Below are 24538 nucleotides of genomic sequence, written 5' to 3'. Positions count from 1 at the left end.
GCGGCTCACGCGTCCGCCGTCAACCGCTCCCGCCGCGCCACATCCGTAATCCCCTTCACCCGCCGCGTCGCGCGCATGATCTTCTCGAGATGCACGAGATTCTCGACCTCGACGAGAATCGACCCCGACGTCCGCCCATCGACGCTCTTGAGATCCATGCTCTTGATGTCGGTGCCGGTCGAGCTCACCGCGGCCGCGACGTCGGCATAGAGTCCGCGCCGGTCGTTTCCCTCGAGCGCCAACCGCACGAGGAACCGCTCACCTTGCGCCTCTTGCCAATCGATCTCGAGCCGGCGCTCCGGCTCGTGCGCAAGCAATAACAAGTTTGGACAATCCGCGCGATGAATCGACACGCCGCGCCCGCGCGTGACGTATCCAACCACGGGATCGCCCGGCACCGGCTGGCAACACTGCGCGTAGCGCACCATCAAGCCGTCGACGCCCTGAATGCGCACGCCCTTCGACGTACGTGTGACGCGATCGACGAAGCGCTCGAAGACGTTCTGCTTCGCCGGCTCCGTGTCCACGGCGTCCGGGTAGATGTGCTTGAGCGCGAGCGTGATGTTGACGTCGCCCTGCCCGATCGACGCGAGCAGATGCGTGCCGTCCATCAGGCTCAATTCCTTCGCGGCGCGATCCAGCTCGTCGTCGTCGAGCTTGCTCAAGCGACGGCGCTTGATCTCACGATCCAGAATTTCCTGACCGAGCTTCTCGGCCGACGACTGCGCCTCACGCTTCAAGACCTGGCGGATCTTGTGGCGCGCGCGGCCCGTGCGAACGTGCGCCAGCCAGTCGCGCGTCGGTTTCGCCGTCTGCGAGGTGATGACCTCGACCGTCTCCGAGTTGCGCAGGGGGCGTGACAGCGGGGCGATGCGGCCGTTGATACGCGCGCCCGCGCAGTGAAGCCCGATTTCCGTGTGCACCGCGAACGCGAAGTCGATCGGTGTCGCGCCCTTCGGCAACTGAATGACGTCGCCCGTGGGCGTGAAGACGAAGATCTCGTCCTGATACAGGTCGAGTTTCAAGAACTCTAAAAACTCGTCCGGCGTCTTCGCGTCCATCTGGAGCTCGAGCACCTGCCGGAACCACGACAGATGGCGATCGAGCTCGTCGGACTTCACATCTTCCTTATAGCGCCAGTGCGCCGCGATGCCGTAGTCCGCGGTGCGGTGCATGTCGCGCGTGCGGATTTGCACTTCGTACAGCTGCTTGCCCGGCCCGAACACCGTCGTGTGCAGTGACTGATAGCCGTTCGACTTGGGCTGCGCGATATAGTCCTTGATGCGCTCCTGCACCGGCGTCCAGCCGTCGTGAATGATGCCCAGCGCGTGATAGCAATCGGGCACGGTGTCGACCATCACGCGAATGGCGAGCAGGTCGTAGATCTCCTCGTACGGCTTCTCGCGCTGCTTCATCTTCTTGTAGATCGACCACAGGTGCTTGGGGCGCCCGCTCACGTCCACGGCGCGAATGCCCGCCTTGCCCAGCCGCTCGATGAGCGGGTCGGCCATCTGCTTGATCAGCGCCTCGCGCTCGGCGCGCTTCTGCGACACCTTCTTGGCGAGAGCTTTATATTCTTCTGATTCAAGATGTTTAAAAGCGAGATCCTCGAGCTCCCAACGCAGCTTCGCCATACCGAAGCGGTGCGCCAGCGGCGCGTAGAGGTCGCGCGTCTCTTGCGCGATCCGCTTTCGCTTCTCGGGCGGCAGATAGTCGAGCGTCCGCATGTTGTGCAGCCGGTCGGCGAGCTTGACGATGATCACCCGCGCGTCCTTCGCGATCGACAAGAGGAGCTTCCGGTAGCTCTCGACCTGCCGCTCCTGCGTCGACCCGCCGCTCGGCAGCTTCGCGATCTTCGTCAGCCCGTCGACGATCTCGGCGATCTGCTTGCCGAATTCCTCCTCGACGTCGCGCAGGGTGACGTCGGTGTCCTCGATGACGTCGTGCAGAATGCCCGCCGCGACGGTCACCGTATCCAGCTGCAGCTCGGCCAGGATCTTCGCGACCTCGACCGAGTGCGTGATGTACGGATCGCCCGAGTTGCGGACCTGGCCGCGATGCGCGATCTCGCTGAACCGGTAGGCGCGCACGAGCATCTCACGGTCGAGCTTCTCGTGTAGCGGAAGCTCGTCCTCGCGCCAACCTGGAATCAGCTCGCGGTCCGCCGCGGCCGTCACGACGTGTTCCCGCGTTTTCTGCCCACGAGTCCCATTCCTAATGATACCGCTCGGCACAACGTCCGGTCCACCACGGCGTCAATCAGAAGATGTTGGCGGGCGGCCAGTTGGGATGCAGCGTCTCATCCTCTCCGGGCGCACGCAAGCCAGGCTTCACCGCGGCGGGCGTATCCGTCGCCGGCAGCGTCACGTGCACGAGGAACAGCTCGGCCGGCTTCTCATCGATCTCCTTTAGCACGGCGCGCAACTCCTCGACGTTCTTCGCCGTCCTGCCCTGTCCGCCGAAGACGTCGGCCAACCGTTCGTACGCCCACGGGTGCATGTGATTGTACGAATAAATGTCGTTGAGCAACGGCGGCTGGTACTTCGTGACCGGTGCCCGAAACGGATTCGGGTTCACTAACCGCTGTTCGATACCATAAATACCATTATCGAGCACGAATACCACGGTATTCTGACCCAGGGCACGCATGGCCGACACGCCCTGACAGGTCTCCTGAAACGCGCCGTCGCCGACGAACACGAGCGTTCGCTCGTTCGGCTTGGCGCATTTCACGCCCACCGCCGCGCCAACCGAATACCCAATCGATAGCCAGGCCGCTTCGGCGACGAATCCGTCCTGCGCCGCGATGCGCAGATTTTGCGCGCCGATGAGCGGAAAGCCGGCATCGCACACGACGACGTGCTCGGGGCGAAGCCACGAGTCGATCTGCGCGAAGAATGAATCGTACGTCAGCCCGGTGGGCGTCTTCGCCGCCAGCGCGCGAAGCATCGGCAACGCCTTTGGCTGGTACGCGGTGATCTTCGTCTTCGGGGCGGTCAGCGCTTCACGAAACGCGCGAATGAAATCGCGCAGCGGCACGCTCGGATAATATCGCGGCCCCACGACGACACCGCGCTGCGCCGCGAGCGCCACCTTGTCACCGTGGATGTTCTGATTGTTGACGTCCTTACCGGTGGTCCAGGCACCGAGTCCGATCAGACATCCCGCTCCGCCGGCCAGCTTCTTCATCTCATCCGGCGAGTTTGGGGCGAAGACTCCGAGGAAGCGGGGATGATTCTCCTTGAGCACGGACTTGCCGAGCAGCGAGGTCGTATAGTGAAGCTCCGTGGCGTCGAGGAGCTCGAGCAGCTCCTGTTGCAGACGCATGCGCTGAATCTCGACCCCAACCCACAAGAGCGGCGTACCGTGTGCCGCGATCATTGCAAGCGTGGCCTTCACCGCGGCGTCGACGTTCGACTTCGTGACCGTCACGGTCTTCGTCGCCAGCGGACCCGCGGGCGCCGCACACTCGGCCCGCCACACATCTTCGAGTACCTCGAGGTAGACCGGCGTGTGCTGGGCGATGCAGGCGGTGAGCATCGCGTCGATCTGCGCCGGCGCCGCCAGCGCGTTGACGATGCGCACCGACTCGACCGTGATACGCCGAAAAACGTCGAGGTTGCTGTACGGGTCCGTCGTCATGTGCGAATACAACAAGCCCGCGTTGCGCTCGTTCTGCAGCTGCTTGGTCGTCGGCGCGCCGTTGATGACGACGACGGGAACGCCTTCGACCATCGATCCCGCGACCGCGTTCAGGACACTGAACGCACCGACACCGTACGTTACGGCCACGCATGCCAGCCCACGCAGTCGGCCGTACCCGTCGGCAGCGTAGCCGGCAACCATTTCGTTCGACATGCCCGTGATGGCGATAGGCGATTTTTTGTCTTCGAGAATCGTGTCGAGAAACGGCGCGGTGTAGTTGCCCGCAACCGTGAACACGCGATCGAGACCGAGCTCCTCGAGCCGTCGCTTGAGGTAGGCCGCCACGGTGATCGACGCGGCCGTCATGCCTGTGCTCCGGCGGCCACGCGCTCGTGAACTTCGATCGCCGCGCGAATGCCGGACTCGATCGCGCCCTCGATCCACGCATGTTTGAGCGACGTGTGCTCCCCGGCGAAGTGCACGTTGCCTTCGGGCGTCGGGATGTGTGGATGCAGCGCGATCAATTGACCGGGCGTGAACACCGCGGCTTCGCCGTAGGCGTAGTAATCCTCCATCCAGCTCTGCGTGCGGCCGACGCCGGTGAAGAATCGGCGGATACCGCCGCCATACATGTCGACGAGCCCGTCCAACGCGGCTGCGTATCGATCCTCGGCCGGAATCGAGTCCCAGCGATTCGCCTCGTCGGCCCACGTGTAGCTCGCGAGCACGACGCCGCCGCGGCTGTCTCCTGTCGGATGGCTTGGGAAGTAGATGAATCGGTTCGGCGCGTCGGTGATCGATCCGCCGCCGATCGAGCCATGGCCGCGATACTCGTCGGGGAGAAACCGGTGCCACTCCTCCTCCGACCATTCCCAGAACCGCTCGCTGAACTCGAGCAGGACTTTCGTCGCCGAATCGTAATGCAGCTCGATGATCGCGCGCCGCTTCTCGTAGCTGAACATCGGTGACGTCGAAACGAAGCGCAGCGCCGAGAACGGAACCGTCACGATCATGTGATCGGCCGTGAGCTCGCGTTCGAAGCGCGTGCGATTCCGGCGCGCGACGCCGCGTTTGACGACCGGTTCGTTCACGGAGCGCGCGTAGACGCCGGGTTTGCCGCGATGCACCGCCTTCGCGCACGGCTCGCTTTTCTCGCCGTGGTCGCCGTTCGCCCATTGAATCTCGACGACGCGCGCGTCCATCACGAGCTCGCGTTCCAGCTCGGCGACGAACGCCTCTGGCAGCTGCCAGTTGCCGCCCCGCAACTCGATGTAGCTGGCGCTCGAGCTGATGTAGAACGTGTCGACGAAGCTGTGCAGGAACGAGAGCGCCAATCGCGACGTGAGATTCTGCAGCGTGCCGAGGTAGGCGATCAGACTTTGCTGATCGATCGGGGAGATGCCCTGCCCCGTGAAATAGGCCCGCAGATAATCCAGCATGCTGGATCCGTCGAAGCGCTCGATGATCTTCCGCCAACCGGCGATCTGCTGCTCGAGTTGCTTGTCCGGCGGCAACGTCTTGTCGACCGTGATCCACGAGTTCGGCTCGGCCAGCGCTTCCGCGAGAATGGCGTTTGCCGTCATCTCGGCGTAGCGCTCCGGCACGCGGAAGCCGAGTGTGCGTTCGCCCGGCGTCAGCTTGCCGTTGTTGTACGCGGCGCGCCGGACGCGGAGGCCGTTGACGCGAATCCAGGCCGCGAACGTCTGCTTGCCGTCCGGCGACACGTCCACGTTGTAGAACGGCTGCTTCAATTTGCCGAGGCCGAGCTGGTCGATCAGCGCGTTCACGAGCGGGTGCGTCGTCGGAATGCGCATGGCACCCGCCTCGGCGTAGAGGGCGGGATCGCTGAATGCGGGACCGTCCTCGGGCGTTGTGTGGAACGTCTTCACGCGTCCGCCGACGCGCGAGTCGTTGGCCTCGAGGATGGTGACGTTGCAGCCGGCGCGCTTGAGCAGCCAGCCGGCCACGAGCCCGGCGATGCCGGCGCCGACGACGATGACGTCACGCCGGAGCGCGGCCGCTCGTTTATTGGATTTTTCTAATTTCGGCAGACCGTCGCGCAGGACGTCGGCGTACTGCTTCGTCAGGTCCCGGCCCTCGGCGTCCACCATGAGGACTTCGCGGGCCAGGCGGTCGAGTATCGCGTCGAGATCGGTTGTCACGTGCGCTCCGAGTGCGGATCAGTCGGACTGTTAGGAAGCGCACATCGGCGTGCGGGACCCGCGACAACCTACGATGCGCTCGATCGGAGCGCCACAAATATCAGGCGCTCATAGCAGCCCTGCTTCCGCAAAACTGGTATATCGGCCGCGGCCTATGATCACATGATCGTGCACGGGAATGTCGAGCAGTCGGCCGGCCGCCACGAGCTGCTCGGTGACGGCCCGATCGTCCACGGATGGGGCCGGATCGCCACTCGGATGGTTGTGCACCAGAATCACCGCCGCCGCGCGCTCGGCGATCGCCTCACGGAACACTTCGCGGGGATGCACCAATGAGGAATTCAGAATCCCCCGCGTCACGGTGATGTCGCGTTCCAGGCGATGCTGCGCATCCAGCACCGCCACATGAAATTCCTCAACCGGCAGATCCTCCATCCGCGGCGCGAAGTACTCGACGACGTCGCGCGGCGAGCGAATCGGCGAACCATCCTGCCGGCTCTCGAGCGCCATCCGCCGCCCGAGCTCGAGCGACGCGTGAATGGTGACCGCGCGCGCCATGCCGATGCCTTGTAGATGCGTGAGCGCGGCGACGGGCTGCCGCGCGATCCATCGCAGCGCACCGCCGGCCTCTGCAAGCACCGCTTGCCCGATCTGCACAGACGATTGTCCAGAGCCGCCAGACCCCAACAGAATCGCGAGCAGTTCGGCACTACTGAGCGCCGAGGCCCCAAGGTCGACCAGCCGCTCTCTCGGCCGCTCGCTCCGGGGCAGCTCTCGAATGGTCAGTGCTTTCGACGGCAATTCCGGCAACGACATGCTTCTCTCCTCGCGAATGGAGCAAGGTAGGGCGGCGCCGCTCACGAGCCCGCACCCTTTTGTTGCGCCTTGAATCACGTCGTTTTGTCGTTGTGGTTGCGCCCGTCGGCCGTTGCAGCGGTATCTGTAAATGACGAGGGCCGCTACGACTAGGCAGCGGCCCTCGATCCACCCCAATTCCGGCGCGACGTTACACTTTCGCCCCATGACACTTCTTGAACTTTTTCCCCGATCCACAGGGACACGGATCGTTGCGTCCGACGTTCGACCAATCTCCACTCGGCAGCCCGCCGCCGTTGTCGCCGAACGTCCGCGGACGCCCCGCACCAACGATCGTCGGATCCTTGCGCGCCGCAACGGGCTTGGACGCCGGCGTCTCGGCCGGACCGATGTCCACCGCGGCGTCGGTTCCCGTCGGCTCGATTGATTCGTCCGCCGCGATATCCTCGAGAATGCCGAGCGCGTTGTAGCGCTTCGTCGGCTTCTGCTGAACCGGCGGCGCCGGTGCGGGTGGCTGCTCGAACACCAACTGCACCTTGAGGAACCGCTCGGTGAACGTGTTGTAGATGTCGTTCATCAGATCCACGAACATCTTGTACGCTTCCTGCTTGTACTCGATGAGCGGATCCTGCTGGCCCCACGACCGGTAGTGAATCGCGTTGCGCAACTGGTCGAGATCGTAGAGGTGATCCTTCCACTTCTCGTCCAGCACGTTGAGCATGACGAGCGACAAGAGACGGTCGCCGTATGGCTGGCCCAGCTCGTCCTTCACGTCGTCGAGGCTCTTGAGCTTGGCCCAGAACGCTTTCGTCGCCGCGTCGACGGCAACGCGCTGCGCCGTCGGAATCTCCGTCGGCCGCAGATCTTCCTTCTCGTACTCGGGAACCTGCAACAGATAGTGCATCAGCAGGTCTTGCCGCAGCAGATCGAAATCCCACTGCGAGGCCTCCTCGAACTCCGCGAGGCTCGTCTCGATGCGGTAGTTCATGGCCTTCTCGATCATCTTGATCGATTCGCCCTTGAGCTCTTCGCCACCCTCGAGCGCGAACGACCGCAGCGAGTAAATCACTTCGCGCTGCTGATTCATCACGTCGTCGTAGTCGAGCAGGCGCTTACGGGCCTGGAAGTTCTGCATCTCGACGCGCTTCTGTGCTCCCTCGATCGACCGCGTGATGAGCGAGTGCGTGAGCATCTCGCCTTCCTGCGCGCCGAGCCGGTCCATCAGCGACGCGATACGCTCGGAGCCGAACAGGCGCATCAGATCGTCTTCGAGCGACAGGAAGAATTGCGACGCGCCCGGATCGCCTTGACGGCCCGACCGGCCGCGCAACTGTCGATCGATGCGACGCGACTCGTGGCGCTCGGAGCCGATGATGTGCAGGCCGCCGATCTCCATGATGTTCACGTCCTTCCCGTCCGGATCCTTCACCTTGCTCGGCTTCGGATCCTTGACGCCTTCCCCGAGTTTGATGTCGGTGCCGCGCCCGGCCATGTTCGTCGCGATCGTGATCGCACCGTGCTGGCCCGCGCCCGCCACGATCTCGGCTTCACGCTGGTGATACTTCGCGTTGAGCACGTTGTGCTGGAGCCCAGCGCGCGAGAACAGCTTCGACAGCGTCTCCGACGCCTCGACGCTCGTCGTGCCGACGAGGACCGGATATCCCAGCTCGTTGAGGCGGCGCGTCTCTTCGACGATCGCGTTGTACTTCTCGCGCCGCGTCTTGTACACGAGATCCTGCCGATCCTCACGAATGATCGGCCGGTTCGTGGGAATGACCGCGACCTCGATTTTATAGATCTCGAAAAACTCGCTCTCTTCCGTTTCCGCCGTGCCGGTCATGCCGGCCAGCTTCTCGTACATGCGGAAGTAGTTCTGGATGGTGATCGTGGCCATGGTTTGCGTTTCGCCCTTCACGCGAACGCCTTCCTTCGCCTCGACCGCCTGGTGCAACCCTTCGGACCAGCGACGGCCCGGCATGGTGCGGCCCGTGAACTCGTCGACGATCAGCACCTCGCCGTCCTGCACGACGTAGTTCACGTCCTTCTCGTACAGCCCGTGCGCCCGCAACAGCTGGTGCACGATGTTGAGCCGTTCCGCCTTCGCCGCGTAGTCGGCTTCGATCTGGCGGCGCTCCTCGAGCTTCTGCTCGCCCGTCAGGTCATGATCGTGATCGATGCGATGCACTTCCTGCGACAGGTCGGGCAGGATGAATGCTTCGTGGTCGTTCGGCGACATGAACTCGACGCCCTGGTCGGTCAGGTGCACCGCATGGCCCTTCTCGTCGAGCACGAAGAGCAGGTCCTCCTCGATGTCGCGAAAGACCTGCTTGCTCGCGGGCAATCGGCGGTCGGCGATGTGCTCGAGCTCCTGCTTCTGCACCATCTGCTTGTTGCCGGTTTCCTGCAGCACCTTCATCAAGCGGCGATTCTTCGGATCGCCCAGCTGCGCCTTGTACAGCGCGAGCGCCGCCGCGCGCAGGTCGCCTTTCTCGAGCTCGCGCTCGGCGCGGGCGACGAGCTGATTGACGAGCTCCGTCTGCCGCCGCACCACGCGCGCGACGGCGGCGTTATGCTCGAAGTACATCGCATCATTCTCGTTCCCGACGGGACCCGAGATGATGAGCGGCGTCCGCGCTTCGTCGATGAGCACCGAGTCCACTTCGTCGACGATGGCGTAGTGGTGCGCGCGCTGCACGCGCTGGTCGAGCGACACGACCATGTTGTCGCGCAGATAGTCGAAGCCGAACTCGTTGTTGGTGCCGTACGTGATGTCGGCGAAATACGCGTTGCGCCGTTCCATCGTGCCCGGCTCGGTGTCGTCGAGACATCCGACCGTGAGGCCCAGGTAGTTGTACAGGTGCCCCATCCACTGCGAGTCGCGGCGGGCGAGGTACGAGTTCACCGTCACGAGGTGCGCGCCCTTGCCCGGCAGCGCGTTCAGGTACAGCGGCAGCGTCGCGACAAGTGTCTTGCCTTCGCCCGTCGCCATTTCCGCGATCTTGCCCAGGTGCAGTTGAATGCCGCCCATGAGCTGCACGTCGTAGTGCACCATGTCCCACGCGAGCTCGCGGCCGGTCACCATCACCTGCGTGCCCATCAGACGACGCGCGCCTTCACGCACCGTCGCGAATGCTTCCGGCAGAATTTCGTCGAGCACTTCGGCGATCGTCTCGCGCAGCTCGTTCTCGACGCCCCCGCGGCCGTCCGCCCCGCTCAGCTCATTGTCGATCCGATCGCGCTCCTCGGGATCGACCGCCGTGCGCTTCTGCTCCCGCAACGAGCTGACCCGCGCCTCGAGCTCTCCGGTGCGCTCACGAAGGATCTCGCGAAACTTGGCCGTCTGCGCGCGAAGCTCTTCGTCGGACACGCTCTGCAGCCGCGCGTATTCCGCGTTGATCTCGTCCACGATCGGCTGAATTTTCTTGCGCTCACGTTCATGGCGTGTACCCATGACGGCGCTGATGACTCTCTTTAGCATGCGAACCCTCTATGTCGTGGCTCCTCGCTTCGGCGCGACGCACGCGTCGCACCTGCGCTCGGAATGCCGCATTCAAGCTTGATAGAGCCGCTCGGCCGCGATGAGCTCGGCCACGGCGTCCGGTACGAATCCTCGAATCGACTTGCCCTGCCGGACCCGGTCACGAATCTCGGTGGACGAGATATCGATGCGCCGGGTGGCCAGCACCTTCGTTGCCGCCGGCAACGACGACAGTTCGGGGTCGTCGCCGCCAGCCCGTTGCAGCACTACAAGCGTCGCCAATTCAGCGATTCGCCGGGGATCGCGCCACTTCGCGAAGCTGGCCGCCGCATCGGCCCCGATCAGCAAAAAGAACGCTGCCGAGGGCCAGCGGGCCGCCAAGGTCGTCAAAGTGTCAACCGTGTAAGATAAACCGCCCCGTTCGATTTCCATGGAATCGACCGCGAACCGCGAATCGTCGCCGACGAGCGACCGGACCATGCGAAGACGCTGCTCCGCCGTAGCGGAAGCCTGTCCCACCTTGAATGGTTGAACGGCGGTGGGCATCCAGATCAGCCGATCGAGACCGAGGGATTCAAACGCATCCCCGGCCGCGAGCAGATGTCCGTTGTGTGGGGGATCGAAGCTGCCCCCAAGGAGGCCGATCCGCACGGATCAGTTCGTCGTCGGCGGCTTGGTCGCTGGAGGCGCGCGCGGCGGCGCCGGGGTCGAGTCGGGCTTCGCGGCGACAGCCGTCGGAAGCCCGCGGCAGACATCGGCAACCTGTTTGTCGCTGGGGTAGCGCTGCTTGAGCTCCGTACACAGGTCGGTCGCGTCGTCCTTGTAGCCGATCGCCTTGTACGACTGAACGAGCTTGGTGCCCGCATCACGCGCCTTCGGCGCGTTGGGATGCTTGGCCAGGACGTCCTTGAAATACAGGTTCGCCGAGTCCCAGGCCTTGCGACGGAAATAGTAGATGCCCGAGTCGTAGTCCTTCTCGGCGAACATCTCGTCGAGCTCGCCCAGCTCCTTCTGCGCCTGCGGCAAGAGCGGCGAGTTCGGATAGAGCCCGATCAGCGTGTTGTAGGAGGTGACGGCGATGTCGCCGTACTGCGGGTCGAGCTCCGGACGGCGCCAGAGCTTTTTATAGGACCGCGCCGACTCGAGCGCGGCGTCGTCCGCCAGGCTATCGTCGGGGAACGTCTCCGTGAGCCGGCTGAAGCTCTGCGCGGCGAGCAGGTGCTCGCCCATGCGATCGTGCGCCTCGGCCAGATACCAGTACGACCGCGGCAGCAGCGTGTCGCGCGGCGGCAGGTCGGTGGTGAGCTTCTCGAAGCCCGCTACGGCATTGTCCCAGTGCTTCCGCTGAAATTCCTTGAGCGAGGCCGTGTAGAGGGACTCGTTCGTCGTGAGGTTCTTCAGCTGGAATTCCGGGTGGCACGCCGCGAGGCCCCAGAACATCAGGAACGCGACGAGTCTCCAGGAGTTACGGTGCATATCTGGGTTGGTACCCGTGACAGGGGCTGCGGTTCGAAGTCGAACGCGTGGTCGAGCTGGGAAAGATAAACAGCTCGGGCGGCTCAGCCGAGACGCTTCCGGAAGTATTCGATCGTGCGCGCCACACCGTCCCGGACGTTGACGGCCGGCTCCCACCCCAGCAGTTGCCGAGCCCGGGCGATGTCCGGCTTCCGCACCTTGGGATCGTCCTCCGGGAGTTCGCGAAACACGATCTTCGAGCGCGATCCCGTGAGCTCCAGGACGATCTCGGCAAGCTCTTTCACGGTGTACTCGTCGGGGTTGCCGATGTTGGTCGGTCCCGAGTCGCCGCCCATGAACAGGCGGTAGAGCCCTTCGACCTCGTCGTCCACGTAGCAGAAGCTGCGCGTCTGGCTGCCGTCGCCAAAGATCGTGATCGGCTCTCCGGCCAGCGCCTGCACGATGAAATTGGAGACGACGCGGCCGTCGTTGGGCCGCATCCGCGGTCCGTAGGTGTTGAAGATCCGGACGATCCGCGTATCCACGCCATGCGATCGATGATACGCCATCGTCACCGCCTCGGCGAAGCGCTTGGCTTCGTCGTACACCCCGCGCGGACCGACGGGATTCACGTTTCCCCAATAGTCCTCGCGCTGCGGATGCACCAACGGATCGCCGTACACTTCCGACGTGGACGCCAGGAAGAAGCGCGCCCCTTTCGCTTTCGCGATCCCCAGCGCGTTGATCGTCCCGAGCGAGCCCACCTTCAGCGTTTGAATGGGCAGCTCGAGATAATCCACCGGGCTCGCCGGCGACGCGAAGTGCAGAACGCCCTCGAGCTCGCCCGCGATGAACGTCGGGTCGGAGATGTTGTGGCGAACGAAGCGATACCGCTCGTTCCCCGTCAGGTGGGCGATGTTCTCGGGACTGCCGGTGATGAAATTGTCCAGCCCGACGACCTCGTGGCCCTCGCGCAGAAACCGATCCGCGAGGTGCGACCCGAGAAAGCCGGCGGCGCCGGTGATGAGAACTCTCATTATAGATTACTTAACAACCCGGCGGCCGATCGAATGATACGTGAAGCCCAGGTCCGCCATCTTGTGCAGCGGATACAGGTTGCGGCCGTCGACGATCACCGGACGCCTGAGCGCCGAGCGAATGCGCGCGAAGTCGGGATGCCGGTACTCGTTCCAATCGGTGAGCACGGCCAGCGCGTCGGCATCCGTCAGCGCGTCGTATGCCGTGTCGGCGTAGTCGATGCGATCGCCCAGCCGCCGCCGCGCTTCGTCCATGGCCGCCGGATCGTGTGCCGTGACCTTGGCGCCCGCCGCGAGCAGATCCTCGATCAACGTCAGCGCCGGCGCCTCGCGCATGTCGTCGGTGTTCGGCTTGAACGCCAGTCCCCACACCGCCACGCGCACGCCCGTGAGATCGGCGCCGAGCGCGGCACGAAGCTTCGCGAACATGCGATGCTTCTGATTCTCGTTGACCTCTTCCACCGCCTCGAGAATACGGAGACAGGTCGACTGCTCGCGTGCCGTGCGCGCGAGCGCCTTCACATCCTTGGGAAAGCACGAGCCGCCGTATCCAGGGCCCGGAAAGAGAAACGCCGGGCCGATGCGATCGTCCGACCCAATGCCCTTCCGCACGAGATCCACGTTCGCGCCGCAGGCCTCGCAGAGCATCGCGATCTCGTTCATGAACGAGATCCGCGTCGCCAGCATCGCATTCGCCGCGTACTTGGTCATCTCCGCCGACGCGATGTCCATGAAGATCACCGGCTTTCCGGTGCGCACGAACGGCGCATAGAGCTCCGCCATCACGCTTCGCGCATGATCCGTCTCGGCGCCGAGCACGACGCGATCCGGCTTCATGAAGTCGTCGATCGCCGCGCCTTCCTTCAGGAACTCGGGATTGCTCACGACGTGAAACGGAAAGCGGGCGTGCTTCGCGACGGCGGCCGCGACTTTCGTGGCGGTGCCGACCGGCACGGTGGATTTGGTCACCACCACCAGCTCGCGTTTCATGTGCTGGCCGATCTGTTCGGCCACCGCGAGCACGTGGCGAAGGTCCGCCGAGCCGTCTTCGTCGGGCGGCGTGCCGACGGCGATGAACACGACTTCGCTCTGCGCGATCGCGCCGGCGACGTCGGTCGTGAATTCGAGACGTCCGGCGTCCTGGTTTCGCTCGACGAGGCGGTCGAGTCCCGGCTCGTAGATCGGAATGACGTTCTGTTTGAGGCCGTCGATCTTCGCCGCGTCGACGTCCGCGCCGACGACCTGGTTGCCCGTTTCCGCCAGGCACGCGCCGACCACCAGGCCGACGTATCCCGTTCCAACGACGCTGAGATTCACGATGCGCGTTTCGTCATGAGCGTTCTATCACGACGGCACGGGCGCCTGCCCGGCCGACAGCGTGACGACGCGCGCTCGGGTTTTGACCAGGCCCGCCGTGATGTTCCGGCTGTCGACGATGAGCGGGGCGTGGTCCATGACCAGCTGATAGTCGACGCCACGATGGTCCGTGACGATCACCACGGCATCGCACGCATCGAGGCGGGCGGCGGTGAGATCGACGCCTTCGCGCGTATGGCCGTCTTCACGAATGCAGCGAATGAACGGGTCATGGAACGTCACGGCGCCGCCCTGCTCCTCGAGCAGGCGAATGACGTCGAGCGCCGGACTTTCGCGCACGTCATCGATGTCGCGCTTGTAGGCCACACCGAGCACGAGCACCTTGCTGCCGTTGATCGGCTTCCGATCCTGATTCAGCGCGTGCGCCACTTTCTCGACGACGAACGCCGGCATGTGGCTGTTGATCTCGCTCGCGAGGTCGATGAAGCGCGTCTTGTAATTCAGCGTCCGCATCTTCCACGCGAGATAGTGCGGATCGAGCGGAATGCAGTGGCCGCCGATGCCGGGGCCCGGCGTGAATTTCATGAACCCGAACGGCTTGGTCGCGGCGGCGTCGATCACTTCCCACACGTCGACACCGAGCTTGTCGCAGACGATCGCCATCTCGTTCACCAAACCGATATTCACGGATCGGAATGTGTTCTCGAGCAGCTTCGTCAGCTCGGCGGCTTCGGGCGACGAGACCGGCACGACCTGGTCGATGCAGCTGCCGTACAGCGCCGTGGCGAGCTCCGTGCAATTCGGCGTCACGCCGCCGACGACTTTCGGTGTGTTCTTCGTGTGGTATACGGGATTGCCGGGATCGACGCGCTCGGGGCTGAACGCCACGAACACGTCTTTGCCCACGGTGAATCCGCGATTCGTGAGCGCGGGCAGCAGCACTTCGCGTGTCGTGCCCGGATACGTCGTACTCTCGAGGATGACGAGCATCCCCGCGTGCACTTGCCGCGTCGTCGCGTCGGCGGCGGCGATCACGTAGCTCATGTCCGGATCACGCGTCTTGCCGAGCGGCGTCGGGACCGCGATCGAGATCGCATCGGTCTCGGACAGGCGCGTCTCATCGCTCGTCGCCTCGAACTTGCCGCCGCGCACGAGCGCCGCCACTTCGGACGCCGGCACGTCCTGAATGTGCGAATCGCCGGCGTTCAGGAGATCGACGACGCGCTGGCTCACGTCGTAGCCGATCACGTGAAAGCCGGCTTTCGCGAATTCCACCGCCAAGGGCAAGCCGACGTAGCCCAGACCGATCACACCGAGCACGGCGGACCGGTCGTGGAAACGGTCGAGGAGAACCTGCTTGGAGGACGTGGCGGCCGATGACTTAGCGGCCATAAAAGGCCCGCACTCCCGAGACGACTTCGTCGAGCTGCGACTCCGTCAGCTCGGGATAAATCGGCAGCGACAGCACCTCGTTCGCCGCGCGCTCGGACTCGGGCAGCTGACCGCGCTTGTACCCCAGGTACTCGAAGCACGGCTGCAAGTGCAGCGGCAGCGGATAGTAGATCGACGTGCCGATGCCGCGCTCCTTCAGAAAACTCTGAAGATCGTCGCGCCGCTCGACCCGAATGGTGTATTGGTTGAAGATCGACTCGTTCGAGCGATCGATGTACGGCGTCGTCACGTCGGCCAGATCGGCGAACGCCTTGTCGTAGAAGGCCGCGTTCTTGCGGCGCCCGGCGCTCCAGCCCGCGAGATGCGGCAGCTTCGCGCTCAGCACCACGGCCTGCAGCGCATCGAGACGGCTGTTGAATCCGACTTCGTCGTGGAAGTACTGCTTCGCGCCGCCGTGCATGCGCAGCCGCTTGAGCCGCGTGGCCAACGCTTCGTGCTGCGTGACCATCATGCCGCCGTCGCCATAGCCGCCGAGGTTCTTCGAGGGGAAGAAGCTGAACGTGCCGATGGTCGCGACCTCGCCCGCCATGCGCCATTCGCCATCGATCGAGCGCTTGGCGCCGATCGTCTGCGCGGCGTCCTCGATGAGCGGAACACCCGGCATCGCCTTCGCGACGTCCTCGATGGGCGCCATCTGACCGAACAAGTCCACCGGCATGACCGCCTTCGTCTTCGGCGTGCGCGCCGCGGCCGCGGCTTCGGGCAGGATGTTGAACGTCCTGGGATCGATGTCCACGAATACCGGGCGCGCGCCGGCATTGTGGATGGTGCCCGCCGTCGCGAAGAACGTGAACGGCGTCGTGACGACTTCGTCGCCGGGACCGACGTCGAGCGCCTTCAAGGCGAGGAGCAGTGCGTCGGTGCCGCTCGCGCACCCCACCGCGAATTTCGTGTGCGACAACTCGGCGACTTCGCGCTCGAGCTGCTCGACCGGTGCGCCGAGAATGAAGAGTTGCGAATCGACGAGCGCGGTGAGCTTGGGAAGGACTTCATCGCGGATCGTGGCGTGCTGGGCACGCAGATCCAGCAGAGGTACGGGCATGGGTCGGAGCCAATCTAGAGGGTGCACCGGCGTCCTCGGACCGCCGGCGTCGAAGCGATGCGATTGAGCCTGTAAAGTTCGTAGCGGCAACACCCTACGTCAATGAACAATTCTTCGCGACGCGGTAGGGCGGAACGGCGCAACAGCAGTGGCCGCGGACTTACGCGGACACTGCACGGGCACGGCGCGGACGGGAGAGGGCATGCGGCATCCACACAGTCGCTCCCAACGAGCCGAGATTTTTTTGCGAACGGCGCCGGGAAGCCACGTGAAGCGTCTCGAGGTTGTCCCTAAGGAAATTCAGGGCTCGTTGGGAGCGGTGACGTAAGTGCCGTATCCTCTTTCGCGTCCGTGCCGTGCCCGTGCCGTGCCCGTGCCGTGCCCGCGTCCATCCGCGGCAAATGCTGTTGCGCCCTTCACACCTTCAACGGAATCGGCACTTCCCGCCCCACCTTCGCCGACTCGTAAATCCCCAGGATGAGCTCCAACGACTTCCGCCCGGCGCGCCCATCCGTCTCGGGTTTGGCCTGGCCGCGAAGCACGTTCAACACGTTGCGATAGTACCCCTCGTGCCCGAAGCCGTACACGTTCGGCGGATTCGTGTTCGCTGTCTCGACGAGCTTGTCGTCGTCATCATAGTCGGCGAACAGCCAGTGCTCGACACGATTCACCGCGGTGCCGCCGATCTTCACCGACCCCTTCTCGCCGAGCAGCGTGATCGACCCCTCGAGATTGCGCGGGTAGGTGAGCACGTTGACTTCGATCACGCCCAGCGCGCCCGAGCGAAATTTGAGAATTCCAATACCAGAATCCTCAGCCTCGATGCGCCGCGCCTGCGTGGCGGTTTTCGCGAGCACGCTCTCGACCGGCCCGACCAGCCACTGAATGAGATCGACGTAGTGCGACGCCTGATCCATGAACGCGCCGCCGTCGAACTCCCACGTCCCGCGCCACGGCTCGGCGTCGTAGTATTCCTGCGGCCGCTGCCAGCGCACCGTGACGTTCGCCATGTAGATCCGCCCGAACCGATTCTTGTCCACCGCGCGCTTGAGCAGCTGCACCGGCGGATTGAGACGGTTCTGCTTGACGACGAAGAGATGCACGCCCGCGGCGTCGCACGCCTGCACGAGCGCATCCGCCTGCGCCAGCGTGAGCGACATCGGCTTTTCGGTGAGCACATGCTTGCCCGACTTCGCCACCGTCACGCCTTGCGCCGAGTGCAGACCCGATGGCGTGCAGATCGATACGATGTCCAGCTCGGCGCCCGCCAGCATATCGTCGAGCGACTTGAACGACGCGACGCCCTGCTCTTCGCCCGCCGTGCGCGCACGATCGGCATCAATGTCGGCCACCGCGGCGAGATTCAGCCCGTCGACCTTTCGCAGCGCGTCGAAGTGATTCTTGCTGATGCGGCCGCACCCCACCAAGCCAACACGAAACGACCGGTCTGTTGGCGCGCTCTGCCCCGAGCCAGTCGAGGGGCTCATGCCGTCTCCTTGCGGGATTGATTGGCGGGGGCGATGCCCTCCCCGCTGCGCTGATAGGCGGTGCCGCACGCGGCACACGTGCCGACCCCCGATCCGTTCAAGCGCTCGCCACATTGACACATCCAGCCAATGCGCCGCGCCGGCACGCCGGCCATGAGCGCATACGGCAAGACGTCCTTCGTGATCACCGCGCCCGCGCCGACGAACGCGAAGTCGCCGAGCGTCACGCCGCAGACGATCGTTGCGTTCGCGCCGATCGACGCCCCGCGCTTTACCAGCGTCCGCCGATATTCGTTCTTGCGCGACACATGGCTGCGCGGGTTGATGACGTTCGTGAACACCATCGACGGGCCGCAAAACACGTCGTCCTCGAGCTCCACGCCCTCGTAGATCGACACGTTATTCTGAATCTTGCAATTGTGGCCCATGCGCGTGCCGTTCATCATGACGACGTTCTGGCCAAGACTGCAGCGCTCGCCGATCACGGCGCCCGGCATGACGTGGCAGAAGTGCCAAATTTTTGTCCCCTCGCCGATCTGCGCCCCGTCGTCAACGTACGCGGATTCGTGCACGAACACGTCGGCTCCTCTTCCCGCGCTCATGCGTGCACCTGCCCGGCCGCCGCCGCGCGCGCCTCGGCGAGCTCCGCTTGCCACTCCTGCAACGACTTCACGCGCGGCGCACGCGACTTGAGCGAGAGAATCGCATCGCTCGCCGCGCTCGCCGCCGACATCGTCGTGGTATACGACACGCGATTCACGATCGCCGCCTGCCGCAGCAGATAGTCATCGAGCTGCGCGTGCTTGCCCATCGGTGTATTGATCAGCAGCTGAATGTCGCGATTGACGATCATGTCGAGGCAGTTCGGCCGGCCTTCGTGGACCTTGAGCACGCGCCGCGCGGGAATGCCGCGCGCGCGCAGATACGCCGCCGTGCCCGCGGTAGCCCACACCTCGAAGCCCATCTCGTGAAAGCGGCGCGCGATCGGCGTCACCGTCGGCTTGTCCGAATCCACGACGGTAATCAGCACCGCGCCCTCGAGCGGCAGCCCGTTCGACGCGGCAAGCTGCGACTTGGCGAATGCCGAGCCGAAGGAATCGGAGATCCCCATGCACTCGCCCGTCGATCGCATCTCCGGGCCGAGCACCGGGTCGGTGCCCGCAAACTTGTTGAACGGAAACACCGCTTCCTTCACCGACACGTACGGCGGCACGATCTCCTCGATGAAGCCAATGTCGTCCAGCGATTCGCCGACCATGGTGCGCGCAGCGAGCGACGCCAGTGGAACGCCGATCGCCTTCGACACGAACGGGATCGTGCGGCTGGCGCGCGGATTCACCTCGAGCACGTAGACGACGCCGTCCTTGATCGCGTACTGCACGTTGATCAACCCGATCACGCCCAGCGCGCGCGCGAGCGAGATGGTCTGCTCGCGCATGGTCTGCATGTCGCTCTCGCCGATCAGATACGGCGGGAGCACGCACGCCGAGTCGCCCGAGTGAATGCCTGCGTCCTCGATGTGCTGCATGATGCCGCCGATGACGACACGGTGCCCATCCGAAATCGCGTCGACGTCACACTCGAAGGCATCCTCGAGGAAGCGGTCGATCAACACCGGGCGATCCTCCGAGACGCGCGCTGCCGTCGCGAAATACTGTTGCAGCGACTCGGCGTCGTAGACGATCTGCATCGCACGTCCGCCAAGCACATATGAGGGCCGCACGAGCACGGGATAACCGATCCGCTCCGCCGCTTCCAGCGCTTCGTCGAGACTCGTCGCCGTACCGTTCGCGGGCTGCGTCAGCCCGAGCTCGCGCGCGATCTTGTCGAAGCGGCGGCGGTCCTCGGCGATGTCGATCGATTCGGGCGAGGTGCCGAGGATCTTCACGCCGGCGGCCTCGAGCTGGCGCGTCAGCTTGAGCGGCGTCTGGCCGCCGAGCTGCACCACGACGCCTTCGGGCTGCTCGCGTTCAACGATCTCCAATACATCCTCGAACGTCAGGGGCTCGAAGTACAGCTTGTCGGACGTATCAAAATCCGTCGATACGGTTTCCGGATTCGAGTTGATCATGATCGTCTCGAATCCGCGCTCGCGGAGCGCCATCACGGCGCGCACGCAGCAATAGTCGAACTCCACGCCCTGCCCAATGCGATTGGGTCCGCTGCCGAGGATGACGACCGAGCGGCAGTCCGTGCGCGGGGCTTCACTCTCCTCGTCGTAGCTGCCGTAGAGATACGGCGTCGCCGACGGAAACTCGCCGGCGCACGTATCGACCATCTTGTATGACGGCCGCACGTTGAGCGACCATCGGCGCTCGCGCACGACGGCTTCGGTCTCGTCGCGCAATACCGCCAGCTGGCGATCCGAGAAGCCGAGTCGTTTCATGTGGCGCAGATCCGTCTCGTCCACGTCGTCCAGCGTCGCGTACCAACGTTCGGCCTCGACCAGCTCGACCATCTGGTTCAGGAACCACGGATCGATCGCTGTCAGCTCGTGCACGTCGGCGGCCGAGAGCCCGCGCTCGAGCGCGCGCTTCACCTGGAAGATGCGTTCGGGCGTCGGCTGGCGTAGCGCACCGCGCAACGACTCGAGCGATTCATCGGGCAAGCGGTCGTCGATCGGACGAGCGGACGTCGTCCAGCCCGATCTCCCCGTCTCGAGCGCGCGCATGCCCTTTTGAAACGCTTCCTTGAACGTGCGGCCGATCGCCATTGCCTCGCCGACCGACTTCATCTGCGTCGTGAGATACGGGCTCGCGCTTGGAAATTTCTCGAACGCGAAGCGAGGCACCTTCACGACCACGTAGTCGAGCACCGGCTCGAACGACGCCGGCGTCGTCTTCGTGATGTCGTTCGCGATCTCGTCGAGGCGATACCCGACCGCGAGCTTCGCGCCGATGCGCGCGATTGGAAACCCCGTCGCCTTGGAGGCGAGCGCCGATGACCGCGACACCCGCGGATTCATCTCGATGACCAGCATCTCGCCGTCGCGCGGGTTGACGGCGAACTGGATGTTGCAGCCGCCGGCGTCGACGCCGACCTCGCGAATGATCGCCACCGCGGCGTCGCGCATCACCTGATATTCGCGATCGGTGAGCGTCATCGCCGGCGCGACCGTGATGGAATCGCCCGTGTGTACACCCATGGGATCGATGTTCTCGATCGAGCACACGATCACGACGTTATCCTCGTGATCGCGCATCACCTCGAGCTCGAACTCCTTCCAGCCGATCACGCTGCGCTCGACGAGCACCTGGTGCGTCGGCGACAGATCGAGCCCGCTGCGCACGATGCGCTCGAACTCTTCGCGATTGTACGCGATGCCACCGCCCGTGCCGCCAAGGGTGAACGACGGCCGAATGATCGCGGGGTAGCCCGTGCGTTCGACGATCGCTTCCGCTTCGTCGAAGCTCTCGGCGATTCCGCCTTCGGCGACGGCGAGACCGATGCGTTCCATCGCCTCGCCGAAGAGACGACGATCTTCAGCCAGCGAGATCGCGCGCGCGTTCGCGCCGATCAATTCGACGCCGTACTTGTCCAGCGCCCCAGATTCGGACAGCGCCATCGCGACGTTCAGCGCCGTCTGGCCGCCCATCGTCGGGAGAATCGCGTCCGGCTTCTCGCGCTCCAGGATCAGCTCGACGAACTCCGGCGTCACCGGCTCGATGTACGTCCGATCCGCGAACTCCGGATCGGTCATGATCGTCGCCGGGTTCGAGTTGATCAGAATGACTTCGTATCCCTCTTCCTTGAGGGCCTTCGTCGCCTGCGTGCCGGAGTAGTCGAACTCGGCCGCCTGTCCGATGATGATCGGACCGGAGCCGATGACGAGAATGCGATGAATGTCAGTCCGTCGAGGCATGCAACAGATCGTCGATGATGTCGGCGTGCGTCTTGGTCGGCGACCAGCCCGTATGCTCGTGCAGCTTGGCGGGTGAACCGATGAGAACCGGAATGTCGGAGGCGCGCGTCAGCGAGGGATCCGTCGAAATCTCCGCGGCCACGTTGGCGCGCTGCAAGACATCCTCGGCGAGCTGCCGCACGCTCACCCCGCGTCCGCTCGCCACGTTGTACACCTCGCCGGGCTGACCGCGCTCGACCAACGAAAGATAGGCGGTCACGACGTCGTCGACATGCAGATAGTCGCGCACCACGTCATTGCCGAGCACGAGGCGCGGCTCGGCGCCCGCCGCGAGTCGTTTGACGCGGCCAACGAGCGACGGCAGCAGATACTGCGTGCCGTGGCCAACGCCCGAGTGGTTGAAGCTGCGCGTCGCGATCACGCGCAGTCCGACCGACGTGTGGAATTGCAGCGCCGCAACCTCCTGCGCTGCCTTGGACGCCGCGTAGATCGTCGTCGGCCGCTGCACGGCTCGCTCGTCGAGCGGCATATCGGCCGGCTCATGACAGCCGTACTGCATGCCCGACCCAACGATGATCACGAGGGGATCGACGGCACCGGCTGATTTCTGCCGGCGCACGGCCGACAGCAGACGCACGGCACCGAGGGCATTGACGTCATACGTCGTCGTCGGCGAGCGCTCGGCGTCGGGGGGAAAGCTCACGCCCGCCAGATGCACGATCACGTCGGGTCGGCTGCGCTGCACGACGAGCTCGACGTCCTCGGTATCGCGCATATCGGCGGGCAGCCAGCGGACCTCACGCCGCTCCTGGCGGGACAGGATGTCGGGTCCGCGTATCGCGGCGCCGAGTCCCGTCAAATCCACGGCATCGCCGCGCGCGAGTAGTCCGCGCGCGAGCCACTGTCCGACGAATCCGCCGCCGCCCGTGATCAGCGCTCGCATGAGGCTCGCATCTCAGGCGCGCGCCCGGTGCCGCTCCACATCGGCGTCGACCATCATGCGCACGAGCTGCTCGAAGTCGACGCGCGGCCGCCAGTCCAGCTGCCGCATCGCCTTCGACGGATTGGCGACGAGGAGATCGACTTCGGCGGGCCGATAGAACTTCGCGTCCTGCTTGATGTGCTCGCGGTAGTCGAGGCCGACGTACGAAAACGCCGTCTTGCACAGGTCGAGGACAGAGCAGGTGTGGCCCGTGCCGATCACGTAGTCGTCGGGTTCGTCCTGCTGCAGCATGCGCCACATCGCTTCGACGTAATCGCCGGCGAAACCCCAGTCGCGCCGCGAATCGAGATTGCCGAGGGTGACGTCCTTCGCGAGCCCCAGCTTGATGCGCGCCACGGCATCGGTGACCTTGCGCGTCACGAACTCGAGTCCGCGTCGCGGACTCTCGTGATTGAAGAGGATTCCGGAGACGGCGTAGAGGCCGAAGCTCTCGCGATAATTCACGGTGATCCAGTGGCCGTACACCTTGGCGACGCCGTAGGGGCTGCGCGGATAGAACGGCGTCGTCTCGCTTTGCGGCGACTCGACCACTTTGCCGAACATCTCGCTCGAGCTGGCCTGGTAAAAGCGCGCCTTGGGCGCGGCCTTTTTCATCGCCTCGAGCATGCGGGTGACGCCGAGCGCGGTGAATTCGCCGGTGAGCACGGGCTGCGTCCACGACGCGGCGACGAAGCTTTGCGCCGCGAGGTTGTAGATCTCGTCCGGCTTCACGTCGCCGACGGCGTCGGTCAGTGAAGTTTGATCGAGGAGGTCGGCCGAGACCAGCTCGACGCGGTCGACGAGATGTGCGATGCGCTCGTACGGCGTCGTCGAGCTGCGGCGCACGGCGCCGACGACGCGGTAGCCCTTCTCGAGCAGGAATTCGGCCAGGTACGAGCCGTCCTGGCCGGTGATGCCAGTGATGAGCGCGGTGGGCATGGTCCGGAAAACTAACTCAAAAGCAAGAGCGAATGGAAAGAGCGAATGGTGACGGCGAATGGAAAGAGCGGGTGGAAACGGCGAACGGAAAGAGCGAATGGAAACGGCGAATGGAAACGGCGATTTCCGCGACGAACGGTGATTTGCGCGCGGAAGACGCTGGAGTCGATCCGCGATGCCGTCGCGGCGAACGCCCGTTGTGAACGCTCGACGAAGAAGGCACCAAACAAAAAAGGGGAGCCCCGATGGGCTCCCCTCTCAATCAGCCGAGCAGCGTAGTTATACGACCGCCGCTCCACGCGGTGCCCGCTTGACCTTGCCTGCATTCATGCATCGCGTGCACACCTTCACCTTCTCGATCTTTCCGTCGACGAGGGTGCGCATCACCTGCAGATTGGGCTTCCAGGTGCGGCGCGTCTTGTTGTTCGCATGCGACACGTTGTTGCCGAACGCGACGCCCTTGCCGCACGCGTAGCAGACGTTTCTCTGAATGGCCATAAGAACCTCTATTCTCCCACCAGCTCGATGCGCGCCATCTCGGCGCCGTCACCCTTGCGGTGGCCGGTCTTGAGAATGCGCGTGTATCCACCCTTGCGAGCCGCGAACTTGGGTCCGAGCTCCTGGAACAGCTTGTCGGCCGTCTCACGCTTGTGCACGTGACGCACGGCAAGCCGGCGAGCGTGCAGCGTGCCGGAGCGCGCCTTCGTGATCAGCTTCTCGACGAACGGACGCAGTTCCTTCGCCTTGGCTTCGGTGGTCTCGATCGCGCCGTGCTCGATGAGCGACGACGCGAGATTCCGCATGAGCGCGAGCTTTTGCTCGCTGGTCCGGCGAAGCTGGCGCCCCGCTTTACGATGACGCATT

The 24538-nt window shown here is 64.5% G+C and carries 18 protein-coding genes; all 18 read right to left on the bottom strand.

The genetic code is table 11. The annotated features are described in order from the left end of the window. Positions 1-5: 5 nt before the first annotated feature. On the bottom strand, positions 6-2177 hold the full coding sequence (locus VN706_07540) for a bifunctional (p)ppGpp synthetase/guanosine-3',5'-bis(diphosphate) 3'-pyrophosphohydrolase (GenBank protein ID HXT15468.1): 2172 nt from the start codon (positions 2175-2177) through the stop codon (positions 6-8). Between the two features lie 82 nt (positions 2178-2259). After that, positions 2260-4011 (bottom strand): thiamine pyrophosphate-binding protein, encoded by a 1752-nt coding sequence (locus VN706_07535; protein ID HXT15467.1) that lies wholly within the window; start codon positions 4009-4011, stop codon positions 2260-2262. Then, complete coding sequence (locus VN706_07530) at positions 4008-5807, bottom strand: NAD(P)/FAD-dependent oxidoreductase (GenBank protein ID HXT15466.1); 1800 nt, start codon at positions 5805-5807, stop codon at positions 4008-4010. Before VN706_07530 ends, VN706_07535 begins: the two co-directional genes overlap by 4 nt. Positions 5808-5915: 108 nt before the next feature. Next, positions 5916-6623, bottom strand: coding sequence for a DNA repair protein RadC (radC, locus tag VN706_07525; protein HXT15465.1), 708 nt, complete (start codon positions 6621-6623; stop codon positions 5916-5918). 190 nt (positions 6624-6813) lie between these two features. Continuing rightward, complete coding sequence (gene secA / locus VN706_07520) at positions 6814-10101, bottom strand: preprotein translocase subunit SecA (protein ID HXT15464.1); 3288 nt, start codon at positions 10099-10101, stop codon at positions 6814-6816. Between the two features lie 72 nt (positions 10102-10173). After that, a complete protein-coding gene (nadD, locus tag VN706_07515) occupies positions 10174-10752 on the bottom strand; it encodes a nicotinate-nucleotide adenylyltransferase (GenBank protein HXT15463.1) in 579 nt (192 codons plus the stop codon). Between the two features lie 3 nt (positions 10753-10755). After that, positions 10756-11577: an outer membrane protein assembly factor BamD gene (bamD, locus tag VN706_07510; protein ID HXT15462.1), complete on the bottom strand. Its 822-nt coding sequence runs from the start codon at positions 11575-11577 to the stop codon at positions 10756-10758. An 83-nt stretch (positions 11578-11660) separates the two neighbouring features. After that, a complete protein-coding gene (locus VN706_07505) occupies positions 11661-12593 on the bottom strand; it encodes a UDP-glucuronic acid decarboxylase family protein (protein ID HXT15461.1) in 933 nt (310 codons plus the stop codon). Between the two features lie 6 nt (positions 12594-12599). Continuing rightward, positions 12600-13910, bottom strand: coding sequence for a UDP-glucose/GDP-mannose dehydrogenase family protein (locus VN706_07500; protein HXT15460.1), 1311 nt, complete (start codon positions 13908-13910; stop codon positions 12600-12602). A gap of 27 nt (positions 13911-13937) precedes the next feature. Further along, the gene (locus VN706_07495; GenBank protein HXT15459.1) at positions 13938-15302 is read right to left on the bottom strand and encodes a nucleotide sugar dehydrogenase; all 1365 of its coding nucleotides are present in this window, start codon (positions 15300-15302) and stop codon (positions 13938-13940) included. Then, positions 15292-16404: a DegT/DnrJ/EryC1/StrS family aminotransferase gene (locus tag VN706_07490; GenBank protein HXT15458.1), complete on the bottom strand. Its 1113-nt coding sequence runs from the start codon at positions 16402-16404 to the stop codon at positions 15292-15294. The genes VN706_07495 and VN706_07490 overlap by 11 nt, the downstream gene beginning before the upstream one ends. 416 nt (positions 16405-16820) lie before the next feature. Continuing rightward, a complete protein-coding gene (locus VN706_07485; GenBank protein ID HXT15457.1) occupies positions 16821-17891 on the bottom strand; it encodes a Gfo/Idh/MocA family oxidoreductase in 1071 nt (356 codons plus the stop codon). Beyond that, complete coding sequence (locus VN706_07480) at positions 17888-18493, bottom strand: DapH/DapD/GlmU-related protein (protein ID HXT15456.1); 606 nt, start codon at positions 18491-18493, stop codon at positions 17888-17890. The genes VN706_07485 and VN706_07480 overlap by 4 nt, the downstream gene beginning before the upstream one ends. Beyond that, positions 18490-21753, bottom strand: coding sequence for a carbamoyl-phosphate synthase large subunit (carB, locus tag VN706_07475; protein ID HXT15455.1), 3264 nt, complete (start codon positions 21751-21753; stop codon positions 18490-18492). The genes VN706_07480 and carB overlap by 4 nt, the downstream gene beginning before the upstream one ends. Next, a complete protein-coding gene (locus VN706_07470; GenBank protein ID HXT15454.1) occupies positions 21737-22696 on the bottom strand; it encodes a GDP-mannose 4,6-dehydratase in 960 nt (319 codons plus the stop codon). The genes carB and VN706_07470 overlap by 17 nt, the downstream gene beginning before the upstream one ends. A gap of 12 nt (positions 22697-22708) precedes the next feature. Beyond that, complete coding sequence (gmd, locus tag VN706_07465; GenBank protein HXT15453.1) at positions 22709-23674, bottom strand: GDP-mannose 4,6-dehydratase; 966 nt, start codon at positions 23672-23674, stop codon at positions 22709-22711. A gap of 279 nt (positions 23675-23953) precedes the next feature. Further along, the gene (rpmB, locus tag VN706_07460) at positions 23954-24172 is read right to left on the bottom strand and encodes a 50S ribosomal protein L28 (protein ID HXT15452.1); all 219 of its coding nucleotides are present in this window, start codon (positions 24170-24172) and stop codon (positions 23954-23956) included. A gap of 8 nt (positions 24173-24180) precedes the next feature. Further along, positions 24181-24537, bottom strand: a complete 357-nt coding sequence (gene rplQ / locus VN706_07455) for a 50S ribosomal protein L17 (protein HXT15451.1) — start codon at positions 24535-24537, stop codon at positions 24181-24183. Position 24538 lies beyond the last annotated feature (1 nt).

The sequence above is a fragment of the Gemmatimonadaceae bacterium genome (genome assembly GCA_035606695.1).
Taxonomy (GTDB): Bacteria; Gemmatimonadota; Gemmatimonadetes; order Gemmatimonadales; family Gemmatimonadaceae; genus JAQBQB01.
This window is presented reverse-complemented; position numbering and strand designations above follow the sequence as displayed.

Bases quoted from the DNA above. Each gene is read 5' to 3' on its own strand.
- VN706_07535 (HXT15467.1), bottom strand. From the start codon at position 4,011: ATGACGGCCGCGTCGATCACCGTGGCGGCCTACCTCAAGCGACGGCTC.
- radC (HXT15465.1), bottom strand. From the start codon at position 6,623: ATGTCGTTGCCGGAATTGCCGTCGAAAGCACTGACCATTCGAGAGCTG.
- secA (HXT15464.1), bottom strand. From the start codon at position 10,101: ATGCTAAAGAGAGTCATCAGCGCCGTCATGGGTACACGCCATGAACGT.
- bamD (HXT15462.1), bottom strand. From the start codon at position 11,577: ATGCACCGTAACTCCTGGAGACTCGTCGCGTTCCTGATGTTCTGGGGC.
- VN706_07505 (HXT15461.1), bottom strand. From the start codon at position 12,593: ATGAGAGTTCTCATCACCGGCGCCGCCGGCTTTCTCGGGTCGCACCTC.
- VN706_07495 (HXT15459.1), bottom strand. From the start codon at position 15,302: ATGGCCGCTAAGTCATCGGCCGCCACGTCCTCCAAGCAGGTTCTCCTC.
- VN706_07490 (HXT15458.1), bottom strand. From the start codon at position 16,404: ATGCCCGTACCTCTGCTGGATCTGCGTGCCCAGCACGCCACGATCCGC.
- VN706_07485 (HXT15457.1), bottom strand. From the start codon at position 17,891: ATGAGCCCCTCGACTGGCTCGGGGCAGAGCGCGCCAACAGACCGGTCG.
- VN706_07480 (HXT15456.1), bottom strand. From the start codon at position 18,493: ATGAGCGCGGGAAGAGGAGCCGACGTGTTCGTGCACGAATCCGCGTAC.
- carB (HXT15455.1), bottom strand. From the start codon at position 21,753: ATGCCTCGACGGACTGACATTCATCGCATTCTCGTCATCGGCTCCGGT.
- VN706_07470 (HXT15454.1), bottom strand. From the start codon at position 22,696: ATGCGAGCGCTGATCACGGGCGGCGGCGGATTCGTCGGACAGTGGCTC.
- gmd (HXT15453.1), bottom strand. From the start codon at position 23,674: ATGCCCACCGCGCTCATCACTGGCATCACCGGCCAGGACGGCTCGTAC.
- rpmB (HXT15452.1), bottom strand. From the start codon at position 24,172: ATGGCCATTCAGAGAAACGTCTGCTACGCGTGCGGCAAGGGCGTCGCG.
- rplQ (HXT15451.1), bottom strand. From the start codon at position 24,537: ATGCGTCATCGTAAAGCGGGGCGCCAGCTTCGCCGGACCAGCGAGCAA.